The 23,646-nt window shown below is 70.3% G+C and carries 21 protein-coding genes; 5 read left to right on the forward strand and 16 right to left on the reverse strand.

The annotated features are described in order from the left end of the window. Window positions 1-2: 2 nt before the first annotated feature. The 5 genes from HNR40_RS00300 to HNR40_RS00320 are packed head-to-tail and all read right to left on the reverse strand — an operon-like array spanning window position 3 to window position 5,042. Window positions 3-1,166, reverse strand: a complete 1,164-nt coding sequence (locus HNR40_RS00300; protein ID WP_184957629.1) for an MFS transporter — start codon at window positions 1,164-1,166, stop codon at window positions 3-5. Between the two features lie 21 nt (window positions 1,167-1,187). Next, complete coding sequence (locus HNR40_RS00305; protein ID WP_184957630.1) at window positions 1,188-1,649, reverse strand: RrF2 family transcriptional regulator; 462 nt, start codon at window positions 1,647-1,649, stop codon at window positions 1,188-1,190. 23 nt (window positions 1,650-1,672) lie between these two features. Beyond that, on the reverse strand, window positions 1,673-2,239 hold the full coding sequence (locus HNR40_RS00310; protein ID WP_312896129.1) for a TetR/AcrR family transcriptional regulator: 567 nt from the start codon (window positions 2,237-2,239) through the stop codon (window positions 1,673-1,675). Further along, window positions 2,236-4,479 (reverse strand): YhgE/Pip domain-containing protein, encoded by a 2,244-nt coding sequence (locus tag HNR40_RS00315; RefSeq protein ID WP_184957631.1) that lies wholly within the window; start codon window positions 4,477-4,479, stop codon window positions 2,236-2,238. The genes HNR40_RS00310 and HNR40_RS00315 overlap by 4 nt, the downstream gene beginning before the upstream one ends. Then, window positions 4,476-5,042, reverse strand: coding sequence for an ABC transporter ATP-binding protein (locus HNR40_RS00320; protein ID WP_184957632.1), 567 nt, complete (start codon window positions 5,040-5,042; stop codon window positions 4,476-4,478). Before HNR40_RS00320 ends, HNR40_RS00315 begins: the two co-directional genes overlap by 4 nt. Window positions 5,043-5,210: 168 nt before the next feature. Between HNR40_RS00320 and HNR40_RS00325 the strand changes: the two genes are divergently transcribed. Further along, window positions 5,211-6,965, forward strand: coding sequence for a substrate-binding domain-containing protein (locus tag HNR40_RS00325; protein ID WP_312896130.1), 1,755 nt, complete (start codon window positions 5,211-5,213; stop codon window positions 6,963-6,965). Window positions 6,966-6,971: 6 nt separating this feature from the next. Here the strand turns inward: HNR40_RS00325 and HNR40_RS00330 are convergent, their stop codons facing one another. From HNR40_RS00330 to HNR40_RS00350, 5 genes are all read right to left on the reverse strand, one after another. Next, the gene (locus tag HNR40_RS00330) at window positions 6,972-7,784 is read right to left on the reverse strand and encodes a carbohydrate ABC transporter permease (RefSeq protein WP_184957634.1); all 813 of its coding nucleotides are present in this window, start codon (window positions 7,782-7,784) and stop codon (window positions 6,972-6,974) included. Further along, window positions 7,781-8,758: a carbohydrate ABC transporter permease gene (locus HNR40_RS00335; protein ID WP_184957635.1), complete on the reverse strand. Its 978-nt coding sequence runs from the start codon at window positions 8,756-8,758 to the stop codon at window positions 7,781-7,783. Before HNR40_RS00335 ends, HNR40_RS00330 begins: the two co-directional genes overlap by 4 nt. Window positions 8,759-8,760: 2 nt before the next feature. Further along, window positions 8,761-10,248, reverse strand: coding sequence for an ABC transporter substrate-binding protein (locus HNR40_RS00340; protein WP_184957636.1), 1,488 nt, complete (start codon window positions 10,246-10,248; stop codon window positions 8,761-8,763). Between the two features lie 16 nt (window positions 10,249-10,264). After that, complete coding sequence (locus HNR40_RS00345) at window positions 10,265-11,329, reverse strand: LacI family DNA-binding transcriptional regulator (RefSeq protein ID WP_312896131.1); 1,065 nt, start codon at window positions 11,327-11,329, stop codon at window positions 10,265-10,267. 95 nt (window positions 11,330-11,424) lie between these two features. Beyond that, window positions 11,425-11,946 (reverse strand): cysteine dioxygenase family protein, encoded by a 522-nt coding sequence (locus tag HNR40_RS00350; protein WP_184957638.1) that lies wholly within the window; start codon window positions 11,944-11,946, stop codon window positions 11,425-11,427. Window positions 11,947-12,045: 99 nt separating this feature from the next. Here HNR40_RS00350 and HNR40_RS00355 point away from each other — a divergent pair, with 99 nt between their 5' ends. Then, window positions 12,046-12,912: a LysR family transcriptional regulator gene (locus HNR40_RS00355; protein ID WP_184957639.1), complete on the forward strand. Its 867-nt coding sequence runs from the start codon at window positions 12,046-12,048 to the stop codon at window positions 12,910-12,912. A gap of 339 nt (window positions 12,913-13,251) precedes the next feature. After that, entirely contained in the window at window positions 13,252-13,878 is a 627-nt protein-coding gene (locus HNR40_RS00360; RefSeq protein WP_184957640.1) for a LysE family translocator, read from the forward strand. On the opposite strand, the gene HNR40_RS00365 is transcribed toward HNR40_RS00360, so the two are convergent. From HNR40_RS00365 to HNR40_RS00390, 6 genes are all read right to left on the reverse strand, one after another. Continuing rightward, on the reverse strand, window positions 13,859-14,482 hold the full coding sequence (locus HNR40_RS00365) for an HAD family hydrolase (RefSeq protein ID WP_184957641.1): 624 nt from the start codon (window positions 14,480-14,482) through the stop codon (window positions 13,859-13,861). The two genes, HNR40_RS00360 and HNR40_RS00365, sit on opposite strands and share 20 nt — an antisense overlap. A 69-nt stretch (window positions 14,483-14,551) precedes the next feature. Then, on the reverse strand, window positions 14,552-16,126 hold the full coding sequence (locus HNR40_RS00370; protein WP_184957642.1) for an acyl-CoA synthetase: 1,575 nt from the start codon (window positions 16,124-16,126) through the stop codon (window positions 14,552-14,554). Continuing rightward, window positions 16,126-17,274 carry a thiolase family protein gene (locus tag HNR40_RS00375; RefSeq protein ID WP_184959303.1) on the reverse strand — a complete coding sequence of 383 codons (1,149 nt, stop codon included), beginning with the start codon at window positions 17,272-17,274 and terminating at the stop codon, window positions 16,126-16,128. The genes HNR40_RS00370 and HNR40_RS00375 overlap by 1 nt, the downstream gene beginning before the upstream one ends. Continuing rightward, entirely contained in the window at window positions 17,274-18,257 is a 984-nt protein-coding gene (locus HNR40_RS00380; RefSeq protein ID WP_184957643.1) for a thiolase family protein, read from the reverse strand. Before HNR40_RS00380 ends, HNR40_RS00375 begins: the two co-directional genes overlap by 1 nt. After that, a complete protein-coding gene (locus tag HNR40_RS00385) occupies window positions 18,257-19,153 on the reverse strand; it encodes a Zn-ribbon domain-containing OB-fold protein (RefSeq protein WP_184957644.1) in 897 nt (298 codons plus the stop codon). Before HNR40_RS00385 ends, HNR40_RS00380 begins: the two co-directional genes overlap by 1 nt. Next, the gene (locus HNR40_RS00390) at window positions 19,143-20,687 is read right to left on the reverse strand and encodes an acyl-CoA synthetase (RefSeq protein WP_184957645.1); all 1,545 of its coding nucleotides are present in this window, start codon (window positions 20,685-20,687) and stop codon (window positions 19,143-19,145) included. Before HNR40_RS00390 ends, HNR40_RS00385 begins: the two co-directional genes overlap by 11 nt. Window positions 20,688-20,976: 289 nt before the next feature. Between HNR40_RS00390 and HNR40_RS53455 the strand changes: the two genes are divergently transcribed. After that, complete coding sequence (locus HNR40_RS53455; RefSeq protein ID WP_221339862.1) at window positions 20,977-22,773, forward strand: hypothetical protein; 1,797 nt, start codon at window positions 20,977-20,979, stop codon at window positions 22,771-22,773. A 220-nt stretch (window positions 22,774-22,993) separates the two neighbouring features. After that, entirely contained in the window at window positions 22,994-23,620 is a 627-nt protein-coding gene (locus HNR40_RS00400) for a class F sortase (RefSeq protein ID WP_184957646.1), read from the forward strand. The last annotated feature ends 26 nt before the right edge of the window (window positions 23,621-23,646 follow it).

The raw sequence follows: 23,646 nt of genomic DNA on the forward strand, positions 1-23,646 counted from the left end.
CGTCAAGACGACATCTCGGTATCGGCCTGCCGCGCCGTGTAGGCCAGGGAGAGGGTGGCGAGCAGGGCGGCGGCGCCGTACAGCCAGGTGGTTCCGGCGGTGAGGGCCAGGCCGCCGAGTACGGTGCCCAGCCCGATGCCGGAGTAGATCGCCGAGGAGTTCAGGGAGACCAGGAGCGCGGCCTCCGCCGGGGCGGCGGTGATGAGGCGGTGCTGCTGCGGCGGGGTCTGGCACCAGCTGCTCGCGCCCCACGCCGCCATCAGGACGCCCACCAGCACCGGCAGCCGCACGCCCGAGGCGGCCAGCCAGGCCAGACAGGCCAGGGCGGCCATGGTGAGCGCCATGACCGTGTATCCCGCGGCCAGGACAGGTCGGGCGCCCCACCGGTCGGTGGCGTGGCCGGACAGCAGGTTGCCCGCCACGGCGCCGGCGCCGTACAGGAAGAGCATCGGCCCGATCGCCCCCACTCCGACGCCCGCCAGCGCCGGGACGCTGTAGGCGTAGGCCGTGTACGCCGCGCCCATCCCCATCACGGTCAGCGGCAGCACACGCACGACGGAGGGATGGCGCAGCACCGCCAGCCGTTCGCGCAACGGCACGCGCGGGTTGCCGGGCAGTTCGGGCAGCACGGCGCGGGCGGCGGGCGCGGCGGCCAGCGCGAGCACGGCCACCAGCGCGAGCGCGCCCCGCCAGCCGAGCTGCTGCGCGGCCAGGCTGCCCAGCGGCACGCCGAGCGCGGTGGCGATCGTCAGCCCGCCCACGACGACGCTCAACGCCCGCGCCCGGTGCCGAGGCGCGGACAGGGCGGCCGCCGCCGCGCCCGCGTTCGGCGTATACGCGGCCGCGCCCAGAGCGGCGACCACCCGCGTCACCATCAGCACACCCAGATCGCACGCCAGCGCCGACCCCAGGTTCGCCAGCCCGAGCACGACCAGCGCCGTCAGCACAAGCCCGCGCCGCGGCACCCGGGCCGTCAGCGTGGCCAGCACCGGCGAGCCCAGCGCGTAGGCGAACGCGAACACCGTCACCGACTGCCCCGCCGCCGCCTCGGACACCCGGAGATCGGCGGCCATCTCCGGCAGGAACCCGGCCACCACGAAGGCGTCGGTCCCGACCGCGAACGTGCCGAGCGCCAGCACCCAGCTTCTAACCGGGATAGTAGACATCCCTATTCTCCTCACGAAAAACTACAGCCGGTCGAACCGCTGACGCATCCGGGCCGCCGCGCCCGGCGGCGCGGTGGCCACGAGGTCGGCCACGGTCTGCCCGGCCAGCTCCCGCCTCCAGGCCAGCTCCGCCCTGCGCATGGCGGTGGCCACCCCGCACGGCCGGGCGAACTCCGGCGACGGCTCCACCCCGCGCTGCCGGATCTCGGTGCAGCGGAACGCCTCGTCCGGCCCTTCCAGCGCGGTCACCACGTCCATCAGCGTGATCCGCTCGGGCGCCCTGGCCAGCAGGAAACCGCCCTTGGCCCCCGGCGCGGAGGTGAGCACACCTGCCCTGACCAGCGCCTGCAACCTCTTCTTCAGGTACGCGGGAGGCAGCTCGAACAACGTCGCGAACTTGGCCGTCGACACCGGCCGCTCACCGAGCCACGCGAGCGTGAGGCAGCAGTGCAGCCCCCACTCCACCCCTTCACCGATCCGCATAACCGGGATATTACAGGTCCCGGTTAGCGAACCCTGCCGTGCAGCAGCTCGACCAGCGTCGCGTGCGTCTCCTCCAGCAGACGCTCCGGGTGCATGACCCGGCGTTCGATCGAGACCGTCAGCACCATGCCGAAGATGGCCGTGGCCGCCGTCTCCACGTCGAGGTCGGCACGGACCTCGCCGCTGTCGGCCGCCTGGCGCAGCACCTCGGCGTAGACGCCGAGGGCCCGCGCGCGGAGCTGGGCCACGGCCTCCTGCCAGGCCGTGCGCCACATCTCGGCCAGCAGGACCCGGGCGAACGGGCCGTACTGCTCGAAGAAGCGCAGTTGCCCGAGCACCACGGCGTCCAGGCGCTCCAGCGCGGTCGAGCCCACCGCCGCCTCCGACAGCGCCTCGGCCAGCTTGCCGATCGAGTGCTCCAGCAGAGCGCCGAACAGCCCTTCCTTGCTGCCGAAGTTGTAGAACACGGTGCCCTTGGCCACCCCGGCCCGCTCGGCGATCGCGTCGACCGTCGTGGCCGAGTAGCCCTGCTCGGCGATCAGCGCGACGGCCGCGCCGAACACCTTCATGCGGGTGTCGGCGCGACTCACAGCGACAGCTCCGGGTGCAGGCGCTTCACGGACCAGACGCGGCTGCGCTCCACGGCCAGCGCGGTCAGCGCGAGCGCGAGCAGGAGGAAGGCTGACAACACCCCGCAAGCCTGCCACACCACGGTCAGATCACCGCCGCTGATGAGCCGGCGCAGTGCCGAGACCACCCAGCTCATCGGCAGCCACGGCGAGATCGTCTGGAAGAACCCGGGCGAGGTCTCGATCGGGTACGTGCCCGCAGCCGAGGTCAGCTGCAGCATGAGCAGCGCCAGCGCCGCCACCCGGCCGGGCGCGCCGAGCAGCGCGTTGACCGCCTGGACGATCGCCATGAACGCCGCCGCGGTCAGCAGCAGCAGCCCGGCCACCCCCGCCCAGTGCGCCGCCTCCAGCCCGAGGGCGAACCTCAGCACGGCCAGCAGCACACCCACCTGGGCCACACCCAGCGCGAGGGCGGGCAGCCAGCCAGCCATGACGATCCGCAGCGGGCCGGAGGCGCCGGCCAGCAGCCTCTGGTTGAGCGGCTTCAGCACCATGAACGCGATCATCGCGCCCACCCACAGCGCCAGCGGCAGGAAGAACGGGGCGAATCCGGTGCCGTAGTTCGGCACCTCGTTGTCGACCGTCTTGGCCAGCCGTACCGGATCGCTCATGACGTCGGTGCGGGACTCGCGCTGCTGCTGGGAATAGTCGGGGATCTTCTCGGCGCCGTCGCCGAGGCCGTCGGCGAGGTCCTGCGAGCCCTTGGTCAGCTTGTTCATGCCGTCGTCGACCTTGCCCGCGCCGTCGTGCAGCTTGCCGACGCCCGAGTGGAGCTGGGTGGCGCCGTCGCCGAGCTTGACCAGTCCGCCGCCGAGCTTGCCGATCCCGTCGGTGACCTGCTGGGATCCGTCCTGGAGCTTCGTGGCGGCGGCGTGCAGCTTGGTGACGCCCTGCCCGGCCTTGGTGGCGCCCGTGTCCAGCTTCGCCGCGCCGTCGGCCAGCTTGGCCAGGCCCGCGTCGAGCGCGTTGACCTGCTCCCTGACCTGGTCGAGCTTGGGGCCGAGTTCGGGCGCCAGGGCGGCGACCTTGCGCGCGTTCGCGGCCAGCTCGCGGGCGCGCTCGGGCAGCGTCGAGGTGCCGCCGAGGCGTTCCTGGAGCTGGCCCGCCTGCTCGGCGGCGCGCTCGGCCGCGTTCGCCGTGCTCCTGAGCAGGTCGCGCAGCTGCGGGTCGGACTCGCCGTCCAGCAGGTCGAGGGCGGCCCGCGCCTGGGACGCGGCCTCCTGGGCGTTGCCGCCGGTGCGCGCGGCCAGCCCTTCCAGGCCGTCGGCGAGCTGGTCGGCAGCGTCGGCGACCGCGTTGGCCGACTCGGCCACCCTGGGCCCGTACTCGTTGAGCACCGGCACGTACTTGTCGGCGAGCTGGTTGACCGTGCCGCGCTGCGCGTGCACCTGCTCGTACGCCTGCCGGTTGCCGTCGGCCAGCTTCCCCGCGCCGTCGCCCAGCTCGTCCAGGCCCTTCTTGAGCTTGCCCATCGCGTCCGTGGCCTTGCCGATGCCCTGGGTGACCTTGGCGGAGCCGTTCTGGAGCTTGCCGGTGGCGGTGTTGGCGCTGTTGAGGCCCACCGAGAGCTGCTCGGCGCCGTCCTCGGCGCTGCCGAGCCCGGTGTTGAGCTGGGAGACGCCGTCACCGGCCTTGACCGTGCCGTCGCGCAGCTCGCCCGCGCCGTCGGCGGCCTCGGTGGTCTTGTCGTGGATGTCGCCGATGGAGACGAAGACCTTGTCGAAGTAGTCGCGTACGGCGGTGCGCGCGGCGGCCGAGCGCACCTCGTTGAAGACCGCGTCGGAGATGGTGCCGACGATGTAGCTGCGCCCGGTGTCCACCCGCAGCCCGAGCTGGGCGGGAGACGGCGTGCTCTTGTCGTCGGACGGCGAGGAGAGGTTGGCGCTGAAGTCGCGCGGGATCGTCAGCGACAGGTAGAAGCTGCCGTCGTTGACGCCGTCGGCCGCCTCCTGAGCGGTCGTGCGGCGCCAGTCGAAGACCTCGCGATCGGCCAGTTCGTCGGCCAGTTCCTTGCCGGCGTCGACGGTCTTGCCGTCCACGGTGGCCGGCCGGTCCTCCATGACCAGCGCCACCGGCACCCGGTCGAGGTTGCCCTGCGGGTCCCAGAACGACCACAGGTACAGGCCCGCGTAGAGCAGTGGCAGCACCACCACGGCGGCCAGCGCCGCCCTGGTCAGCCGGGAGCGCAACATCGCCTTCATGACAGCTCCACCAGGGTGTCGACGCGGGCGGGGGCCTCGACGGCCGAGGCCACCACGGTGTGCCCGGCCGCGGCCAGGTCCCGCAGGGCCTGCCAGACCGCGAGCCGCCGGTCGTCGGGCAGCCCGAGGTCCACGTTGTCGGCGACGATCACCTGGGGCTCGTCGAGCAGGGCAAGGGCGAGGCCGAGCCGTACACGCTGCTCGCGGTCGAGCTCGCGGGTGAGCGCGCGCTCGTCCGCGACCACGCCCGCCCTCTTCAAAGCTTGGGTGTACGGCTTCCGCCGCCGCTCCCGCAGATGCTCGCGCACGGTGAGCGAGCGGTCGAGGTCGGTCACCCCGTCGACCAGCGCCAGTGCGGCGGCCTTGCGGATGGCGCGCGGCCGGGTGTGCCCGGCGACGCTGAGCGTGCCTCCCGTCGGCTTCATCCGGCCGGCCAGCGTGAGCAGCAGGCTCGTCCGCCCGCTGCCCGCCGGACCCGCGACCACCGTCAGAGTCCCTTTCCCGGACTCGAACGTGACCTCGGGAAACACCCCGTCCACCGCCAACCCCTTGGCGACAATCACGACACTCACCTCTTGAACTGACCAGTCAGTACAAATTTCAGCGTACACCCACGAATGCGCGCTGCAACTCCGCGGGGTTCTCGTTCGTCGGACAGGTAGCGACACGGGGAGGCTGGGGTGTACGCACCGACTCAGCGGCGGAGGCGCCGGTTAGCGCCCTTCATCGTCGTGACCATCCTGGCGGGCGGGCTCGTCGTGGCACTGCGGGTGATCTTCGTCGGGGCCGGGACGGACGCCGCCCCGCGACCGGCCCGGCAATACTCCTGCGAGGACGGCGGCGCCAAGCTCAGGGTCCTCGCATCGCCGGAGAAGTCCGAGCTGCTCAGGAAGATGGCCGCCGCCTACAACGGCCGCAAGACAAGCGGCGCCCCGTGCGCCGACGTGATCGTCGTCACCAAGGCCAGCGGCGCCGCGCTCACCGCGCTGGCCACCACCTGGGACAAACGCCTCGACGGCCCCCGCCCCGACGTCTGGTCACCGGCCGGCAGCAGCTGGCTGACGCTGCTGCGCCAGCGCGCGGCCGCCGCGGGCAAGCCCTCCCCGGTCGCCGAAGACAACCCGTCGATCGCCAGGACACCGCTGGTCATCGCGATGCCGCGGCCCATGGCGGAGGCGCTGGGCTGGCCGGCCAAGGCGCTCGGCTGGTCCGACGTCCTCGAACTGTCCGGGCAGGGCTGGGCCAAGTACGGCCATCCGGAGTGGGGCAGCTTCCGCCTCGGCAAGACCAACCCGAACTTCTCCACCTCCGGCCTCAACGCGACCGTCGGCGCCTACTTCGCCGCCACCGGCCTGTCCGGCGACCTCACCGGGAAGAACGTGGCCGACGCCGCGACACGCAGGTTCGTCCAGGCGACGGAACGTTCGATCGTGCACTACGGCGACACGACGCTCACGTTCCTGTCGAACCTGCGCCGCGCCGACGACGCCGGCGCCGGCCTGACCTACATCTCGGCGGTGACCGTCGAGGAGAAGTCCGTATGGGACTACAACCAGGGCAACCCGACCGGCGACCCGAAGACGCTGGGCAAGCACGCCAAGCCCAAGGTCCCGCTGGTGGCCATCTACCCGAAGGAGGGCACGCTCTACTCCGACAACCCCTTCGCCCTGCTCAACCCGGCGAAAGCACAGGCCGCCGCCGACTTCGTGAAATATCTGCAGGCGCCCGAACAGCAGGCCCGGTTCGCCGAGTACGCCTTCCGCCGCCACGACGGCACCCCGGGCAAGCTGATCACCGAGGCCAACGGCCTGCTGCCCGGCCAGCCGGCCAAGGAGCTCAAGCCGCCCGCGCCGGACGTGCTCGACAAGGTGCTCCAGAGCTGGACCGAGCTCCGCAAGCCCGCCAACGTGCTGCTCGTGATCGACACCTCCGGCTCGATGGGCGCGCCGGCGCCCAAGACCGGCAAGAGCAAGCTCGAACTGGCCCGGCAGGCGGCCGTGAAGACGCTTCCCCAGTTCGGCCCCGCCGACCGGGTGGGGCTCTGGATGTTCTCCCTCAGACGCGACGGCGACAAGGACCATCTGCGCCTGGCCGAGATCGCCCCGATGACCCCCGGGCACCGCGACGAGATCAGACGGCGCATCGAGGGCCTGACCCCCGAGGGCGGCACCGGCCTGTACGACACCGCGCTCGCCGCCCACCGCCGGGTGTCAGACACCCAGAGCCAGGACGCGATCAACGCCGTGGTCTTCCTCACCGACGGCCAGAACGAGGACAAGAGGAGCATCTCCCTGAAGAACCTGCTGTCCCAGCTGAGGACGGAGCAGGGCGCGGAGACGGTCCGCCTGTTCACCATCGCCTACGGCAAGGACGCCGACCTCGGGGTGCTCAAGAAGATCTCCGAGGCCACGAACGCGGCCGCCTACGACTCCCGCAAACCGGGCAGCATCGACCAGGTGTTCACCGCGGTCGTGAGCAACTTCTGACGCCGCTCACGCCTTCACGGCACCCGCGATGGCGTCGACCACGTAGCGCTGGGCGACGACGAACACCACGACGATGGGCGCGAGGGAGATGATGGCGGCCGCGCACAGCAGCGTCCAGTTGGTGGAGGTCTGGCTGGTGAAGGCATAAAGGCCCACTCCCAGCGTGCGGAGCTCCGGCTTGCCCAGGGTGAACACCAGCGGCAGGAAGAAGTTGTTCCACGAGCCGATGAACGTGAACAACCCCAGCGTCGCCGCCATCGGCCGCGACAGCGGCAGGATCACCCGGAAGAACAGCGTGTTGTAGCCCGCGCCGTCCACCCTGGCCGCCTCCTCAAGCTCCTTGGGCATCGCCTGGAAGTACGCCATGAACATGAACGTGCCGAACACCAGCCCGCCGCCGACCTGCACGAGGATCACCGACCAGATGGTGTCCAGCAGCCCCAGGGCCTTCACGATGTCGAAGACCGGGATGATCGTGTAGCCGTGCGGCAGCAGGAACGTCGCGCCGATGACGAAGAGCAGGGTCTTGCGGCCCGGGAAGGTGTGCCTGGCCAGCGCGTACCCGGCCATCGCGGTCAGCAGCAGCGTGAAGACCACCGTGACGAGCGAGATCACGAGCGTGTTGACGAAGTACGTGCCGAAGCTGGCCTGGTCCCAGGCCTTGGCGTAGTTCTCCCACCGCATCTCCGCCGGGATCAGGCTGAGGCCGGAGTCGAGGAAGTCCATGGGCGTCTTCAGCGAGCTGCCGAGCGCCCACAGGAACGGATAGACGTAGGCGAGCCCGAAGCCCAGCAGCAGGATGTGCCGTGTCACCTTCATGCGCGCGCCGCCTTCCGTGCTCGCATGACCTTGATGGCCCACATCTGCCCCAGCGTGAGCACGAGCAGGATGATCCCGAAGAAGAACGAGGCCGCCGAGGCGTAGCCGACGTTGGGTTCGGCCGAGCCGCCGCTGCCGATGCTGCCGCCGAAGGCCTGGTGGTAGATGTAGGTGTTCACGACCTCGGTCGCGAAGTACGGCCCGCCGCCGGTCAGCACCATCACCAGGTCGAACACCTGGAGGCTGCCGATGATGGCGAGGAAGACGATGACCACCCCGACGCCGCGCAGTCCGGGCACGGTGACGTGGACGAACCGGGCGATCTTCCCGGCCCCGTCGATCTGCGCCGCCTCGTACTGCTCCTTGGGGATGGTCTGGAGCCCGGCCAGGAAGTAGACCATGTTGTAGCCGAGCGTGTTCCAGATGCCGATGACGATCACCGCCCAGAGCGCGGTGTCGGGGTTGCCGAGGAAGTCGAGCGGCTGGTCGGTCAGGCCCACCGCCATCAGCGGCCGGCTGAGCACGTCGCTGAAGTTCGACAGCATGAGCTTGAGCACGATGCCGACGATGGCCACCGAGGTGACCGCGGGCAGGAAGTAGATCGCCCGGTAGAAGGTGGAGCCGCGCAGCTTGGGGTTGTTGAGCACGAGGGCCAGCGCCAGCGCGAGCACGAGTTGCACCGGCACGAGCACCAGCGTGTACATGGCGGCGTGCCGGAAGGAGCTCCAGAAGAACTCGTCGGCCGCCACGTCGGCGAAGTTCCGCAGCCCGATGAAGTCGGTGGGCTCGCCGAGCCCGTCCCACTCGTACAAGGTGTAGCCGAGCGAGGCGAAGATCGGGTAGATCACGAAGACCGAGGTCAGGATCGCGAACGGGGCGAGGTAGACGTAGGTCCAGCCGTGGCGGCGGATGGGGCCGGGGCGCTGGGTGGCGGGGGTGGGGGCGCTCACCCGGGTGAGCTGTGCCGTCGCCATCCCTACTTGGCGCCGATGTACTCGGGGATGTCCCACTTGTAGGGCTTGGTGAGATCCCAGTCGGCGAACACGTAGTCGTCCAGGCTCACCTTGTGGCCCTTCTTCTTGGCCTTGTCCAGCGCCTCGGTGAAGACGCGCTCCTGCTCTTCGGCGAGCTTGGCGAGCGCTCCGGACAGGTCCTTGATCTGCCCGGTGTAGAGGCCGGTGGTGATGGCGTCGAAGTCCGGGGTGATCTTCTTGGGCACGACGTTGGCGGTGGCCGGGTTGCGCAGGGCCGGGCTGGGGCCGGGCAGGATGAGCTTGGCCATGCCGACATAGGCGGCGAAGGGCGCGAAGTCGATCTTGCTGGGGTCGTTGGCCTCGGGGTGCGAGGACAGGCCGCCCTTCAGCTCCTGCACCCACCTGCTGCCGGCGTCGAGGCCGTGGTACCACTTGAACCACTCCCACGCCTGGTCCGGGCTCTTGGTGGAGGCGGAAATGGCCAGGCTGTACTTGCCGGGCCCGTGGTAGAAGAAGCTCTTCTGCTGCGCCTCCGGCGTGATCAGCGTGGTCACCGAGTAGTCGGTGAAGCCGAGCTCCGTCCAGCCGGGCTGGTTCCAGACGCCGCCGACGATCATGCCGAACTTGCCGCGGGCGAAGTGCTGGCGGGAGATCTCGTCGTCCACGCTGAGCGCGTTCGGCACGATGAAGCCCTTGGTCTTCCACTCCAGGAACAGCGTGAGGAAGTCGCTGACCACCCGGTCGGTGCTCCGGGTGAACTTCCCGGTACGCGGGTCGAGCCCGCCGGGGAAGCCGGGCGGCACCGAACCCGGATACCCGGCCCCCGCCGTGAACAGCTCCATCCACCACGGGATCATCGCGAACGCGCTGTTGCCGAACCCGATCCCGTGGACGCTCCCGTTGCCCTTCCTCACGATCTGCTCGGCGAACAGCGTCACCTCGTCCCACGTCTTCGGGATCTTGACGGTGCCGTCCGCCTCGACGAGGCCGGCGTCCTTGAACACCTTGTTGTTCACGTAGAGCTGCACCCAGGGGGCCTCGCCGTCGAACGGCGCGCCGTACACCTTGCCGTTGATGGCGTTGACGCCCTCCACGAACGAGTAGGCGGGGAAGGTCTTCTGCCACTCCAGCGTCGCGTACTTGTCGAGGGCCAGCACGCGGCCCTCCTCCACGTAGTCGTCGAGCTTGTCGCTGGGCACCTTGAAGACGTCCGGCGCGTTGCCGCCGCGCCAGGCCAGGTCGAGCAGCTTCTCCAGGTCGCCGCTGGCCTGCTGGGTGCGCTTGACCACGATGTCCGGACGGGCGGCCTGGAAGAGCTCGATCTCCTTCTTGATCCAGGGCTCCTGGCTGACCATCTGGTCCCAGTGGGTCAGCTCGGCGCCTTTGCCGGGCGAGGTGCTCTTCTTGGAGGTCCCGCAGGCGGCCAGGGCCGAGGTGGCGAGGGCGCCGGCGAGAAAGCCGCGCCGGGACAGGTGACGGGATTCTGGCATGGGGGTTCCTTCGGTGTTAGGGGGTGACCCGCGGTGGCGCGGTGGAGGCCCGCACGATCAGCTCGGGCGAAGGGGGGTCGGGATCGGCCGGGCGGCCGTCGATCCTGGCCAGGAGCAGTTCGGCGGCGATCGCGCCGATGCCGATCGGGTCCTGGCGGACGGTGGTCAGCGGCGGATGCAGGTGCGCCGCCTCGGGGTTGTCGTCGAAGCCGGTGATGGAGATGTCGCCGGGCACGTCCAGGCCCTTCTCCCTGACCACGGACATGCCGGCGATGGCCATCAGGTCGCTGGCGTAGACGATCGCGGTGGGTCCGTGTTCGAGCAGCCGCCTGGTCGCGGCCGCGCCGCCGTCGCCGGTGAAATGCCCGGCATCTCGCAGTACGGCGGGCAGCCCGTGACCCTCCATGGCCCGGCTCCAGGCTTGAAGGCGGGAGGTGGAGTGCCGGTAGGCGGGCGCGCCCTCGACGAAGGCGATGTCGCGGTGGCCGAGCCGTACCAGATGGTCGACCGCGGCGGCGATGCCGTCGCCGTCGCGCACGCCCACGGCGGCCATGTCCCCGTAGTCCGCGCCCGCGGGACCGACCGCGACGGTGGGCAGCCCGAGCTCGCCGAGGAGCGCGGGGCGCTGGTCGCCGTCGCGGATGTCGAGCAGGAACGCGCCGTCGATGCGCCGCTCGGTGACCAGCCGCCGGTACGCGGCGGCCTCGACCTCCTCGTCCTCGCCCACGACCTGCAGCACCAGCACCGAACCGCTGCCCTGCAGCACGGTCTCGACCCCGCCGAGGAAGCCGGCGAAGAACGGATCGACGGCCAGGTGGCGGGTGTCGCGGGCGAGCACGAGCCCGACCGCGAACGCCCGCGAGCTCAGCATCGCCCGCGCGTGGATGCTGGGACGCCAGTTGAGGTCCTGGGCGGCCTGCTTGATGCGGCGGCGGGTCTCGTCGCTGACGCCCGGCTTGTCGTTGAGCGCCAGGGAAACGGCGCCCTTCGACACGCCTGCCAGGCGCGCAACGTCGGCAATCGTCGGAGGTGTCTCGCTGGCCATGGCACCCCTGGGTTGGACGTAAGGAACTAAATGCATTTAGTAGTGCCACACGTCGGAGGATGTCAATAGCCGCTTACTGAAACGGCGAAGGGCCGCCCGGGTGTGCTGGGCGGCCCTTCGGGTCTTATCGGCTAGCGGATCGGCAGGTCGTAGTAGCGGCGGACGCTGGAGCCGAGCCTGCCCACGTCGGCCCCGTAGACGTGGAGGGAGACGCCGATCTCGTCGCTGGTGTTCTCGACCTTGTGGATGTCGCCGGGCGGCGCGAAGCCGCTGACCTCGCCCGGCTGGTTGGCGGCGCGGCCGATCTCCACCAGGTGGTCGCCCATGTCCCGATAAAGCGTCTCGTACTCCACGCCACTCAGGATGCCGAACGTGCACCAGGACACATGGTCATGGATGCGCGTCTGCTGGCCGGGCCGCCACACGACGGCCACGACGGAGAACTCCTCCTGCGTGTGCAACGGGAAGGAGCGGTAGGTCTCCGGGTCCCCCGCGCGCTCCTCGTCGGTGAGCACGTCAAGGCCGGGAAGGTTCAGCCGCAGGAAGTCCGCTACGGCGAAGGCGGTGTCTCTCGGCGAAAGGTCCTTGGCCACGATGTCCCTGATTCCGGACACGAGCTGGTCGAGTCCGGGCCTGGCCAGCATGATTTCCATGGTTTCCCCCTAGGGAATGGTGGTATTCCGCCTTCCCCTTCTACAGTGCTCTAATGAGATTCATAGGTCCAACAGAAGTATTTGGGGATATTCATAGACATGCTTGATGTCACGCGGCTACGCGTCCTGGTCGCCGTGGCCCGCAAGGGCTCCGTCACCGCCGCCGCCAAGGAGCTGCACTACTCGCAGCCCTCGGTCAGCCACCACCTGGCCCGCCTGGAAGCCGAGACCGGCGCCCAGCTCATCCAGCGCGTCGGGCGCGGCATCCGCCTCACCGAGGCCGGGCACCTGCTCGCCGAACGCGCCGCGGAGATCATCACCCGCCTGGACGCCACCGCGGAGGAGCTCGCCGCCCACGTGGGCCTTCGCTCCGGCCGCGTACGGCTGGCCGCCTTCCCCTCCGCCCTCGGCACCTTCGTGCCCCGAGCGGTACGCCGCCTGTCAGCCGAATACCCCGGCCTGCAACTGAGCCTGATCGAGACCGAACCACCCGAGGCCCTGCGGCTGCTGCGCGCCGGACGGGTGGACGTGGCGGTCATGTTCCGCTACGACGACACCGCCCCCGAGGACACCGGCGTCCGGATGCTCCACCTGCTGGACGACCCGAGCTACCTGGTCTCCCCCGAACCCCCCGGCCCGCTGGCCACCCACGCCGACTCCATGTGGATCGCGGGCTGCGACCGCTGCCGCAGCCACCTGCTCGACATCTGCGCCAAGGCGGGCTTCGAGCCGCGCATCTCCTTCACCAGCGACGACATCGTGGCCGTCCAGGCGCTGGTGGCGGCCGGGATGGGGCTGACGGTGCTGCCCGGCCTGGCGCTGAGCGCCCACCGGAGCGCGGCGGTGGAGGTGGCCGAGATACCCGGCTCGACCCGGCACGTCTTCGCCGCCACCTACGGCGACCCCCCATACCCACCCGCCACAGAAGCCCTCCTCGCCGCCCTCACCGAAGCCTGCCCAACCTGACCCCAAAACGTAAGGCCAGACACCGAGACCGGGACACGAGACCCGCGGCGTGAGACCGAGGCCCCCTCCCTCAGCCCCCGCCTTCAGCCCCCGGCCTCACGCTCCGGCCAGAGCCCCTCGGTCTCACCTCGCGGGCCTCACCCTCGGTCTCACCTCGCGGGCCTCACCCTCGGTCTCACCTCGCGGGCCTCACCCTCGGTCTCACCTCGCGGGCCTCATCCCGGTCTCGCTCAGCGCGGGTGCTCAGGGCGGCGGCTCAGGCCAGGGCGTGAGGGGGGTTGAGGGGCGGGGTGGGGAAAGTTGTGGCGGTTGGGGTGGGGTGGACCCTACGCTCGGGTTATGCCGGACATCTCGACTCTTGCCCTGTTCGCAGTGGCCACGCTGGCCATCCTGGTCGTGCCGGGACCCGCGGTGCTGTTCATCGTGACCCGGAGCGTCGCACAAGGCCGGGCGGCGGGGATGGTGTCGGTGCTCGGGGTGCACGCGGGCTCGCTGGTCCACGTGGCCGCCGCCGCGCTCGGGATCAGCGCGCTGCTGGCCGCCTCCGCCACGGCCTTCACGATCGTGAAGTTCGCCGGCGTCGCGTACCTGCTGTTCCTCGGGGTCAGGAAGCTGCTGTCGAAGCCCGCCGAGGAGGAAGCGGTCGAGTTCCCGGTCCAGTCGCGCCGGCGGATGTTCTGGGAGGGGTTCGTGGTCAACGTGCTCAACCCGAAGACGGCCATCTTCTTCCTGGCCTTCCTGCCGAACTTCACCAGCCCGGAGACGGGCCCGATCGGGCCGCAGATCCTGCTGCTCGGCGCCATCTGGGTGGTCCTGGGCCTGGCCTCCGACGGTGTGGTCGCGCTGGCCTCGTCGGCGCTGGCCGGGCGGATGCGCCGTTCGATCAAGGCCAGGCGGCGCCTGGACGTGGGCAGCGGCGTGATCTACATCGGCCTCGCCGCGCTGCTCACCGGCGAGAAGGCATAGGCATCCCGTACGTGCGCGCCAGCAGGTGCGCCCGCAGGGTGGGCAGCGAGGTGTAGTGGTGCGCCTGCATGCCCTCGGCCAGCGCGCCCGCCACGTTGGCCGGGCGCGCGTCGACGAACATGATCCGGTCGGCGGGCAGGCCGAACTGCTCGACGCACCAGAGGTACGCCTCGGGTGAAGGCTTGGCGTGGCCGATCAGGCACGACAGTCCCAGGACATCGAAGATCTTGAAGACTTCGGCATGATAAGTCGCGAAATATTGGGACAAGTCGCTGGGGATGTTGGATAGCAAACCCACGCGAATGCCTCGGGTGGCCAGGGTCCGGATGTAGGCGATCAGCTCGGTGTCCACCCGGCTCCAGCTGGCCACGTCCAGCGCGACCAGCGTGTCCGCGTCGTCGAACGATCGTCCCAGCCGCTCGCCCACCGCCTGCCAGTACTGCCGCCCGGTCAGCTCGCCCCGGTCGTAGCCGTCGCGCGCGTCCCAGTAGGCGTTCCAGAACACCGATCCCTTGATACCCGCCGCCGCCTCGATCCCGGCACGGTCCTGCGCGGTCTGGCCCGGCGCGATGACCCCGAACAAGTCGAACAGCAGCGCGTCCACTCTTCCCCCGACATAGATGACTGTTTCGGGGGGTCATGGAACTCTATAGAGGCCCTGTGGCGATGGCGCTCACCGCCACGCCTGTTCGGCCGTCTCGCGCGCCCAGCGGTAGTCGGCCTTTCCGGCGGGCGAGCGCATGATCTCCTCCACGAACGCGTAGGTCCGCGGCACCTTGTAGCTCGACAGCCGCTCCCTGCAGTGCGCGTCGAGGTCGGCCGGGGCCACCTCGACCCCCGGCCTGGGCTCGACCACCGCGGCCACCCTGCTGCCCCAGCGCTCGTCCGGAATCCCGGTCACCACCGCGTCGAAGACCGCCGGATGCCCCTTGAGCACCGCCTCCACCTCTTCGGGGAAGACCTTCTCGCCGCCGGTGTTGATGCACTGGGAGCCGCGGCCGAAGATGTTGACGGTGCCGTCGGGGTCCACGGTGGCCAGGTCGCCGGTCAGCAGCCAGCGGGTGCCGTCGGCGTCGGTGACGAACGTGCGGGCCGTCTTCTCCGGGTCGTTGTAGTAGCCGAAGGCGACCCGGCCCGACTTGGCCACGGTGCCGAGCTGCCCCTCGGGGACCGGCTTGAGGTTCTCGTCCAGCACGACCAGGTTGGCGGTGGCGTTCGGCTGGTAGCGCAGCCCCTTCTCGGGCGTGGAGCCGGCCACGCCGGAGGCGGTGTAGCCGGACTCGGTGGAGCCGAAGTTGTCGAGGATCATGACGTTCGGCAGCAGCTCCTGCAGCCGGTCGCGTACCGTCCCGCTGAGGATCGCGCCGGTCGAGCTGATCACGAACAACGACGACAGATCGTAGGAGCCGGCCTCCAGCGCCTCGGTCAGCGGCCTGGCCATCGCGTCGCCGGTGATGTTCATGGTGAACACCCGCTCGCGCTCCACCGTCCGCCACACGTCACCGGCCTCGAACCGGCGCACGTACGCGATCGTCGCCCCCATCCACCAGGCGATGAACGTGCCCATCTGCGCCGCCCCGTGCATCAGCGGCGGCGCCGCCATCATGACCATCGGGTTCGCCTTGACGGCCTCGTCGACGACCTCCTGCGGGGTCGCGCGCGGCTCGCCGTACGGGTTGCCGCCCCCGAACGCCATGAACAGGTCCTCGACGTGCCACATCGCGCCCTTGGGCATGCCCGTGGTGCCGCCGGTGTAGATGATGTAGACGTCCTCGCCGCTGCGCTCGGGGAAGCCGCGCGTCTCCGGCTGACCTTCCAGCGCCTTTTCGTACGGCACCGCCCCGACGGCCTCCCCGCCCACCGAGATCAGGTGCCGCAGCTTGCCCGCCTCGGGCGCCACGGCCGCCACCCGGCCGGCGAACTCCACGTCGTAGACCAGCGCCACGATGTCGGAGTCGTTGTAGAGGTAGAGCAGTTCGGCCTCGACGTAGCGGTAGTTGACGTTGATCGGCACCGCGCGCAGCTTGAGCGCGGCCAGCAGCCCGGCCACGTACTCGACGCCGTTGTACAGGTGCAGGCCCACGTGCTGGCCGGGGCCCACGCCCAGGCTCTCCAGGTAGTGCGCCAGCCGGTTCGCCTCGGCGTCCAGCTCGGCGTAGGTGCGGCGCTGGTCGCCGCAGACGACCGCGACCCGCTCGCCGATCTGGTCGGCGAGCGCTTCGAACAGGTCCGCGTGGTTGAACTCCATCAGGGCTTCTCCCGTCCGACGACCCACATCGCGAAGAACTGGGCTCCCCCGCCATAGGCGTGGCCGAGCGCCCGCCGGGCGCCGTCCACCTGGTGCTCCCCCGCCATCCCCCGGACCTGCTGCGCCGCCTCGGCGAACCTGATCAGCCCGGAGGCGCCGATCGGGTTGGACGACAGGACGCCGCCCGAGGCGTTCCACGGGATGTCGCCGTCGAGCGCGGTCGCGCCCGACTCGGTGAGCTTCCATCCCTCGCCCTCGGCGGCGAAGCCGAGGTTCTCCAGCCACATGGGCTCGTACCAGGAGAACGGCACGTAGGTCTCGGCCACGTCGATGTCCCTGCGCGGGTCGGCGATCCCGGCCTGCCGGTAGACGTCGGCGGCGCAGTCCTTGCCGCCCTGCGGGTTCACCGTGTCGCGACCGGCCCGGAAGATCGGCTCGGAGCGCATCGCCGTACCGTGGACCCATGCGGGGGTGCCGGTCACGGCCGACTCCGACGCGAGCACCATCGCGCAGGCGCCGTCGCTGGACGGGCAGGTCTCCAGGTAGCGGATGGGCTCCCAGAGCATGGGCGTGGACTCGACCATCTGGCGGTTGATGCCGGGGATCTTCAGGTGCGCGTAGGGGTTCTTCAGCGCGTTCTGGCGGTCCTTGACGGCGACGAGCGTCCCGATGTGCTCGGGCGCGCCGGAGCGCCGCATGTACTCGCGGATGTGCGGCGCGAAGTAGCCGCCCGCGCCCACGACCAGCGAGGCGTTGAACGGCAGGTGCGTCGACAGGGCCCAGGTGGCGTTCGACTCCGACTGCTTCTCGAAGGCGACGACGAGGACCCGGTCGTGTACGCCGCCCTGGATCAGCGAGGCTCCGACCAGCGCGGTGGAGCCGCCGACCGATCCTGCGGTGTGCACCCGCATCATCGGCTTGCCCGCGGCGCCGAGCGCGTCGGCCAGGTAGGCCTCGGGCATCATCACGCCCTCGAACAGGTCGGGCGCCTTGCCGACGACGACGGCGTCGATGTCCTTGAACGTCAGCCCGGCGTCCTCCAGCGCGCGCAGCGCGGCCTCGCGCACCAGCCCGGCGATGGAGACGTCGCGCCGCTTCGTCGTGTAGTACGTCTGCCCGACGCCGATCACCGCGCAAGAGTTACCCATCATGCCTCCAGAACGGTGACGAGGTTGTGCTGCAGGCAGGGGCCCCCGGCGGCGTGGCCGACGGTGCGCGCGGCCCGGCCGTCGAGGATGTGGCTCGCCGCCTCGCCGATGCGGATCAGGCCGGTGGCCATGACGGGGTTGGCGGCCAGCGGGCCGCCGCTGGGGTTGATCACGGTCTCGGCTGGCAGTTCCAGCGCCTGTCTGAGGATGATCTCCTCGTGGGCGAACTGGGCGTGCAGCTCGGCGACCTCGACCCGGCCCTTGCCGACCCCCGCCGCGCGTGCGGCGTCGGCGGCCGAGACCGAGCGGGACAGGTCCCGCATGCCCAGGTAGTGGGGTTCGATCCGGTGGGCGATGCCCCTGATGTAGGCGGGGTTCGCGCACAGCTCCCCGGCCCTGTCCCCGGCCGCCAGGACCACCGCCGCGGCGCCGTCCGTGATGGGTGGCTCGCCGCCTTCCAGCGGAAGGTCCAGCGCGTAGGGATTGGCCCGTCCGTCGGCACGGCTGCGCCGTACGATCTCGTCGAGCTCTTCCTGAGGCGCGCCCAGCGCCGAGGCCTGAAGGCCCGCCATGGACAGCTGATCGAGCCCGAGCGGTTCGAGGTAGTACGGGTCGAGCTGGAGCGTCATGATCGTGCGCAGGTTCCCGAGCGACGACTTGCCGAAACCGTAGACGAGCGCGGTGTCGACGTCGCCGTGCTGCAGGCGTACCCACGCCTCGTAGAGCGCCCAGGCTCCGTCCATCTCGACGTGGCTCTCGGAGATCGGCGGCCAGGCGCCGAGCGCGTCGAGCGCGGAGACGAACGAGAACGGCGCTCCGGCCAGGTAGTCGCAGCTGCCCGAGCAGGTGAAGCCGAAGGAGCGCAGCCCGGTCTTCTCGCGGACCTCGTCGATGGCCGGAAGGATCAGCTCCGGCTCCGAGACGCCGGTGTCGTGGTCGGTGTGGTGGGTCTGGGCGAAGGCGACGACGGCCACGTCCCGCATTAGAGCTCCGCGTCTGGTTCTCCGGTGGGGGTGAACCACCGGATGTTGGACATCGACAGGGTGCGTTCGGCCTCGGGCACCCATTCGGCGCGTACCCGCATGCCCTGGCGGACCTGGTGGGCGGGGACGCCGCCGACGAGGGCGATCATGGGGACGTCCGCGCCGTCGAGCAGGATGTAGGCGGAGACGAACGGCACCTCGGGGGCGCGCGGGTCGGGCAGGTTGTTGATGGCGAAGGTGGTGATGGTGCCGGTGTCCGGCAGTTCCACTTCGTCGGTGATCGCGATCCCGCATTCCGGGCACGACAGGCGGTAGGGGACGTACACCTTGTGGCAGTTCGCGCACCGGCAGCCGACGAAGACGCCGCGCTTGACGCCTTCGAGGAAGTGGGTCAGCGACCTGCTCGCGGTGATCTTGTAGGCTGCCTTCACCGGCGAGACGATCTTCGTCACCTCGGGCGCGAAGTATGAGATGTCGGTGATGTGGCCCCGGCGGTTGGTGCTCCAGACGGGACGCACCCGCGTGCCCGCCTCCAGCGCCTTCGCGTTGCCCGCGTCCACCGCGTGCACCAGCGCCGTGTCGGCGCCGTCCAGCCGGATCAGCGCCCAGGCGAACGGCCGGTCCAGCGGATGCTGCTCCAGCGGCGTCTCCACCCAGGTCCAGGCGGTGACGGTGCCGGCCGGGCCGACCTCCACGTACTCGCCGGTGACCGCGTCGCCGCTGTCCGGGTCGTACTCCAGCGGCGGCACCAGCACCCGCCCCGCCGCCGTGCGGACGCCGACGATCCGCCCGTCACGCAGTTCGGTCAGGAACCTGCCGATGACCGGGCCCGTCGTGCGCGTGTATCCGCCGGGGAACTCCAGGACGTGGTCGGCGACCAAGGGCTCAGATGGCACGGCCGTGTCCCTCCCAGTAGGGCGCGCGCAGCTTGCGCTTGAGCAGCTTGCCGTTGGGTTCGCGGGGCATCTCGGCGATGAAGTCGACGGACTTGGGCCACTTCATCCGCGCCAGCCGTCCCTCCAGCGAGGCCAGGATCTCCTCGGCCAGTTCGGGGCCGGGTTCGCAGCCCTCGGCGGGCTCCACGACCGCCTTGATCTGCTCGCCCCACTCCTCGTCGGGGATGCCGAAGACGGCGACGTCGGCGACCTTGGGGTGGATCATGAGCTCGTTCTCGATCTCGGCCGGGTAGATGTTCGCGCCGCCTGAGATGATCATGTCGGCCTTGCGGTCGCAGAGGAACAGGAAGCCGTCCTCGTCCAGGTAACCGATGTCACCGACGGTGAAGTGGTCCTTGAGGCGGTTCGCCGCGGTCTTGTCGGGATCGCCCTTGTACTCGAAGGCGACGCCCATCATCTTCATGTAGATCGTCCCGGGGGTGCCCGTGGGCACCGGCTCGCCCGAGTCGTCCACGATGAGCAGTTCGCTGATCGGCCAGGCCTTGCCGACCGTGCCCGGGTGCGCCTTCCACTCCTGGGGCGTGGCCAGCGTGCCGCCGCCCTCGGTGGCCGCGTAGTACTCGTAGACCACCTCGCCCCACCAGTCGAGCATCTGGTGCTTGACCGGGACCGGGCAGGGGGCCGCCGCGTGGATCATCCACTTCAGCGAGGACAGGTCGTACTTCTCCCGCGTCTCGGCGGGCAGCGTGAGCAGCCGCTTGAAGTGGGTGGGGACCATGTGGGAGTTGGTCACGCCGTGGCGTTCGCACAGCCGCAGGGTCTCCTCGGCGTCCCATCGGTCCATGTAGACGAGCGTGTGGCCCATGTGCAGCGCCGTACCGCCGAACTGCGTGACGGCGGTGTGGTAGTTCGGCGCGGTCACGAGGTGCGCGTTGGGCCGGCCGGGCGTGATGCCGAACAACGTCAGCAGGAACGTCATCAGCTCCGCGCCGTCGTCGGGGTCCAGGCCGCTCAGCTTCCGCCGGACGCCCTTGGGCTTGCCGGTGGTGCCGGAGGTGTAGTGCATCGTGGCGCCCGCCGTGCGGTCCTGCGGCGCCGTCGTGGGCCGGCCCTCGGTCAGGTCGGTGATCGGGCGGAAACCCTCGATCGGCTGTACGGCGAAGCGGCGGTGCGGCTCGATGACCTGGGCGCCCCTGCTGCCCTCTGCCGCGTAGCGCGGGTCGACGATGAAGGCCTTGGCCTCGCTGTCCTCGACGATGTAGGCGATCTCGGGGCCGGTGAGATGCCAGTTGACCGGGGTGTAGTACCAGCCCGCCTGGAGCGCGGCCAGATAGAGGACGAGTCCGTCGGCGCCGTTGGGCACCAGGCCGCAGATGCCGTCGCCGGGCTGGAGCCCGAGTTCGCGCAGGCCGTGGACGAGCTGGTTGGAACGGGCTAAGAGGTCACCGGCCCGATGCTCGGTGCCGTCGGGGTCCACGGCGGCGATCCAGCCGGGATCAGCCTGCGCCAGCCGCCAGAATCCGAGCGTGCCCATCGCGCTCCCTCGTGTCGGGGGGTAGAGCCTCAGGCGAGCGTAACGCGCGAGCAAACCCCCGAGCAAGCGCTTGATTTCACACGAGTCTCGCCGTGCCCCACGACTCCGCTAGAGTTACCCATTTGGGCGCTTACCTGCCTACACGTAATGAAATAGTCAAGAAACTTGGCTTTTGTCCACTTTGGTCACTTCTGTCACTTTTGTTGCGAGATGATGTTCGTCGCGAGGCGGCGTGTTCCCGAGCACGGGGGTCTCCTGAACTCCGCGCCGCCTCATCGATTGGGAGAACATGCGCTTCAACAAGTCCCTGGCAGCCGCCGGTGCCCTCGGCCTCGCCGTACTCACCGCGAGCCCGGCTCTCGCCGACACCCCCACGGACCTCCCCGTCGCCCCGGTCGAGACCAGCTCTCCCGAGGCGCCGGTCGAGACGCCCAAGCCCTCCGACAAGCCCTCGTCGAAGCCCTCCGAGAAGCCTTCCGAGAAGCCCTCTGACAAGCCCGCGCCGAAGCCTTCCGAGAAGCCTTCGGCCAAGCCCTCGGCGAAGGCCTCCGAGAAGGAGGTGGAGCAGAAGGGCTCCATCACCCTCAGCTCCACCACGGCCAAGCCGGGCGAGACCATCACGGTCTCGGTCACCTCCACGCGCGAGGCCATCAAGGCCATCACCTCGCGCGGCTTCAACCCGCCGTCCTGGAACGTGCCGGGCGACCGCACGGAGTACCGCTTCCAGGTCCGCGTGTCGGAGACCCCCGGCCAGTACCCGGTCGACGCCCACTTCGCCGGCGGCTCCTCCGCCCGCGCGATCCTGACCGTCGAGAAGCCGGCCGCCGCCAAGACGAGCATCACCGTCGACCGGGCCACCGCCCAGCCCGGCGACATCGTCAACGTGACCGTCAAGTCGGACGGCCCGGACGTGAAGGCGATCACCTCGCGTGCCTTCTCCCCCGGTTCGTGGAACGTCCCCGCCGGCTACAAGGAGTACCGCTTCCAGGTCCGCGTCTCCGGCGAGCTCGGCGAGCACCCGGTCGACGCGCACTTCGCCGACGGCTCCTACGCCAGGACGACCCTGACCGTCGAGAAGTCGGCCGAGGTCAAGTACGGCATCGCCGTCAGCCCCAGCGCCGCCGAGCCCGGTGACAAGGTCTCCTACACCGTCACCGGCAAGGCCGCCGACGCGTACATCGAGTCGCCGGCGTTCTGGGCGAAGATCACCGAGAACATGACGCTCGGCACCACCAGGACCGGCACCGTCCCGATCCGCCCGGACGCCAAGCCCGGCGTCTACCCGGTCGACGTCGTGTTCAAGGACGCCGCGGGCCGTACCGTGGGGACCGCCTCGACCTCGATCACCGTGAAGGGCCCGGTCAAGCCGGTGCCGGTGACCGGGCTGGAGCTGGACCTGTCACCGAGCAAGATCGTGGCGGGCCAGACCTACTACGCCGCCGTCACCACCACGAACGTCAAGGCCGGCACCCCGGTCACCATCACCGACCCGGCCGGCCGCAAGCACGTCGTGCGTGTCGACGCCTGGGGTGAGGCGCACGTCAAGCTGACCTCGCCCAAGGGCACGCGTCCCGGCGGCTACACCGTCCGGGCCTCCCTGGACAGCGGCCAGAGCACCTCGGCACGCCTCACCGTGGTCAAGCGGCACCCGCAGACCCAGCTCGCGCTGATCCTCGACCCGGACAAGGTGCACGCGGGCGGCAAGTTCACCGCCATCGTGGCCACCTCGTCGTTCGGCAAGACGACGAAGGCGACGATCACCGACCCGTCCGGCAAGCGGTTCACCGTGAAGGTCGGCAAGTCGGGCGTGGGCGCCAAGAAGTTCCACGTGCCCTCCAGCACCCGCGCGGGCACCTACTGGTTCAAGGCCAAGCTGGCCAACGGCGCCACCGACTGGGCGAAGCTCACCGTCAAGCCCCGCTACCGGGCCAGCGGCTTCACGCTGACCCCCAAGGGCGGCGCGGACACCGGCGGCGGCCTGCCCCAGGGCAACGCCAACTACAGCGAGGTGGCGCTCGGCGGCATGCTGATCGCGGGCGGCGCGGGCTCGGCCCTGTTCGTCCGCCGTCGCACCGACGAGGCCTGATCGTGGAGCGCGCCCCGGCCTGACGCCGGGCCGCGCTCCTCAGAGGTGCGGTCCGTCCCAGCGCCGGGCCGCGCCTCTCAGAGGTGCGGTCCGTTCTGGCGGCGGGGCGCTCCTCTCGGGTACGGCCCGGCCGCCTGGTCGGGCCGTTCCTCGGGGGTACGGCCCGGCAGCACGCGGGCCGTGCCCCTTCCTCACTTTGTCGACCGATCGGGGAACAGTCATGATCAGGAGCACGCTGGTCCAGGCCGCGGCGGCCGTACTGGTGTTCTCCGGCGGCCTGGCGGTCGCCGGTTCGTTCAAGGGCGAGCCTCTGCCCGCGCAGGCGGCCGAGGCTCCCGCGGCCGCGGCACCACAGCAGGCGCCGATGTTCGCCGAGGCGGACACGGCCTTGAAGAGGTCGGAGCCGGTCAGTGTCTCGATCGGGAAGATCGGGGTGAAGGACGCGCCGATCGACCCGGTGGGACTCGAGCCCGACCAGTCGGTGGAGGTGCCGCCGCTGGACCGGCCGGAGCTGGTGGGCTGGTACAAGCATCGGCCGACGCCGGGTGAGGACGGGCCGGCCGTACTGCTGGGGCATGTGGACGCGCACGGCAGGCCAGCGGTCTTCCACAAGGCCGGCACGCTCGGACAGGGCGACACGATCTCGGTGAAACGGGCGGACGGCTCGGTGGCGGAGTTCGCCGTGGACTCGGTGGAGCGGGTGGACAAGGACGCCTTCCCCACCGAGAAGGTGTACGGCGCGACGGAGGGGGCGGAGCTGCGGCTGGTGACCTGCGGCGGCGCGTTCGATCCGGCGACGGGCCACTACGAGGACAACGTCATCGTCTACGCGCACCTCACCGTGTAACCTAGCAAGCGCTTGATAACTCAGCG

Source organism: Nonomuraea endophytica (genome assembly GCF_014203235.1).
Taxonomy (GTDB): domain Bacteria; phylum Actinomycetota; class Actinomycetes; order Streptosporangiales; family Streptosporangiaceae; genus Nonomuraea; species Nonomuraea endophytica.

What these genes read in the sequence shown, in the direction of transcription:
- HNR40_RS00330 (WP_184957634.1), bottom strand. Translation starts at nt 7,784, where the DNA reads ATGAAGGTGACACGGCACATCCTGCTGCTGGGCTTCGGGCTCGCCTAC.
- HNR40_RS00380 (WP_184957643.1), bottom strand. Translation starts at nt 18,257, where the DNA reads ATGCGGGACGTGGCCGTCGTCGCCTTCGCCCAGACCCACCACACCGAC.
- HNR40_RS00360 (WP_184957640.1), top strand. Translation starts at nt 13,252, where the DNA reads ATGCCGGACATCTCGACTCTTGCCCTGTTCGCAGTGGCCACGCTGGCC.
- HNR40_RS53455 (WP_221339862.1), top strand. Translation starts at nt 20,977, where the DNA reads ATGCGCTTCAACAAGTCCCTGGCAGCCGCCGGTGCCCTCGGCCTCGCC.
- HNR40_RS00340 (WP_184957636.1), bottom strand. Translation starts at nt 10,248, where the DNA reads ATGCCAGAATCCCGTCACCTGTCCCGGCGCGGCTTTCTCGCCGGCGCC.
- HNR40_RS00305 (WP_184957630.1), bottom strand. Translation starts at nt 1,649, where the DNA reads ATGCGGATCGGTGAAGGGGTGGAGTGGGGGCTGCACTGCTGCCTCACG.
- HNR40_RS00375 (WP_184959303.1), bottom strand. Translation starts at nt 17,274, where the DNA reads ATGGGTAACTCTTGCGCGGTGATCGGCGTCGGGCAGACGTACTACACG.
- HNR40_RS00350 (WP_184957638.1), bottom strand. Translation starts at nt 11,946, where the DNA reads ATGGAAATCATGCTGGCCAGGCCCGGACTCGACCAGCTCGTGTCCGGA.
- HNR40_RS00355 (WP_184957639.1), top strand. Translation starts at nt 12,046, where the DNA reads ATGCTTGATGTCACGCGGCTACGCGTCCTGGTCGCCGTGGCCCGCAAG.
- HNR40_RS00370 (WP_184957642.1), bottom strand. Translation starts at nt 16,126, where the DNA reads ATGGAGTTCAACCACGCGGACCTGTTCGAAGCGCTCGCCGACCAGATC.
- HNR40_RS00400 (WP_184957646.1), top strand. Translation starts at nt 22,994, where the DNA reads ATGATCAGGAGCACGCTGGTCCAGGCCGCGGCGGCCGTACTGGTGTTC.
- HNR40_RS00335 (WP_184957635.1), bottom strand. Translation starts at nt 8,758, where the DNA reads ATGGCGACGGCACAGCTCACCCGGGTGAGCGCCCCCACCCCCGCCACC.
- HNR40_RS00315 (WP_184957631.1), bottom strand. Translation starts at nt 4,479, where the DNA reads ATGAAGGCGATGTTGCGCTCCCGGCTGACCAGGGCGGCGCTGGCCGCC.
- HNR40_RS00390 (WP_184957645.1), bottom strand. Translation starts at nt 20,687, where the DNA reads ATGGGCACGCTCGGATTCTGGCGGCTGGCGCAGGCTGATCCCGGCTGG.
- HNR40_RS00300 (WP_184957629.1), bottom strand. Translation starts at nt 1,166, where the DNA reads ATGTCTACTATCCCGGTTAGAAGCTGGGTGCTGGCGCTCGGCACGTTC.
- HNR40_RS00345 (WP_312896131.1), bottom strand. Translation starts at nt 11,329, where the DNA reads ATGCATTTAGTTCCTTACGTCCAACCCAGGGGTGCCATGGCCAGCGAG.